This window comes from Streptomyces cacaoi (assembly GCF_006539165.1).
Lineage (GTDB): Bacteria > Actinomycetota > Actinomycetes > Streptomycetales > Streptomycetaceae > Streptomyces > Streptomyces cacaoi.
Genome location: NZ_BJMM01000165.1, coordinates 1 through 1,408, shown reverse-complemented (window position 1 = coordinate 1,408; position 1,408 = coordinate 1). Strand labels below are relative to the sequence as shown.

Sequence of the window (1,408 nt, the reverse complement as noted above, 5' to 3'; positions counted from 1 at the left end):
GGGGCGCACCACCGAAGTGGTCCGCCCCGCCCGCCGGTTCGCGTCCGGTGGAGCCTCAGTGCGCCTCGACGACGGAGGTGGCCACCCCGTTCTTCAGCACGACGGTCGCCCCCACGCCCCCGCTCTTCGTGGCGGACTCCAACTGCGCGGGGGTGCAGTTCTGCCCTTCGCCGCAGATCTCGCCGTGGCCGGCGATGCGGGTGTCGGCCGTCACCGCGAAGCCCTCCTCGCGCCCCTTGGAGGTCTTGAGCGTGAACTTCTGCGGGGCCAGGTACTCCACGCTCCCCACCCAGGTGCCCTCGCCGGAGTGCGTCGTCTCCTTCGGCGCCGGCTTCGCGTCCCCGCCGGCCGTGCCCGGCTTCCGCTCCGTGATCTTCGACGCGGTGCCGCCGTCCAGGTCGACGCTCACCGGAACCGACTGCTCCTTCGTCGCCGACTCCAGCTGGCTCACCGAACACGACACCCCCTCGCCCGGGTTGCCGCAGAGGGTGCCGTACCCCGTCACCTGCACGCCTTCGCGCACGAAGAACCCGATCGTCTTCCCCTGCGAGTCCAGCGTGAACTTCCCCGGCGCCAGGTACTTCAGATCGCCCTGCACCGTCCCCCGGTAGCCCTTGCTCCCCGGCTTCCCGGCCTGCGTCTCCGTCCCGGCGGCCGATCCGCCGCCCGCGCCGGACGTGCCCTGCGAACCGCCCTTGTCACCCGACGTGGAGCCGCCGGAGCCCCCGGAACCCGCGGAGCCCCCGGAGGAGGACTGCGCGCTCACCGCGTCGCTCTTCCCGCTCCCGGAGTCCGCCGAGTCCTTGTCCCCACAGGCCGTGACCATCATCCCCGCCGCCAGGAGCGAAACCCCGGCCAGAACGGTCCTGTGCGTGCGCTTCGTGAACATGTGGGGGGCCTTTCCGCTACGCATACAACTCCGTGACAACCGCGCCGAACATTCCGTCGCGGGCACTGATTTCACCCTGCACGCATATCCCCGGAAAAACAAAGTGCTGTTACTGGAAGACGATCCTCTGACGAACTCCCGTAACATTCCCCGGCCGAGCCGCAAAAGCCCCGCGACCCCACGGCCAGCAGCGCGGAAGCGCCAATTCGCGCCCCGCACAACCCCCTCGGAACACGACCGACCGCCGCCCTCCCCACGAAGGCGACGGTCGATCGGCACCGCTCCCGAATCCCGACTCCCGACTCCCGAAGAAATACGGGAGCCCGGCCCCGGGAAACGGAATTCCTCTCCGCCACGAAACCGAAAAACACTTCTCTTCCACTGGGCCGTTCGGCGGGATGCGGCGCCGTAAGAAACGGATCACCACCCGCCGGGAAAGAGAAAACGCGGCGACGCGGAATCAGGCGGCGTCCGCGCCCCCCGGCGCGGACGCCGCCCGGGCCACCCCCGCGGGCCGCC

1 protein-coding gene is annotated in these 1,408 nt (G+C 70.3%); it reads right to left on the bottom strand.

The genetic code is table 11. The annotated features are described in order from the left end of the window. Positions 1 to 55 precede the first annotated feature (55 nt). Positions 56 to 889, bottom strand: coding sequence for a hypothetical protein (locus SCA03_RS34745; protein WP_030883028.1), 834 nt, complete (start codon positions 887 to 889; stop codon positions 56 to 58). Positions 890 to 1,408: the final 519 nt, after the last annotated feature.

Excerpts from the sequence above, each read along its gene's own strand:
- SCA03_RS34745 (WP_030883028.1), bottom strand. The coding sequence starts at position 889 with ATGTTCACGAAGCGCACGCACAGGACCGTTCTGGCCGGGGTTTCGCTC.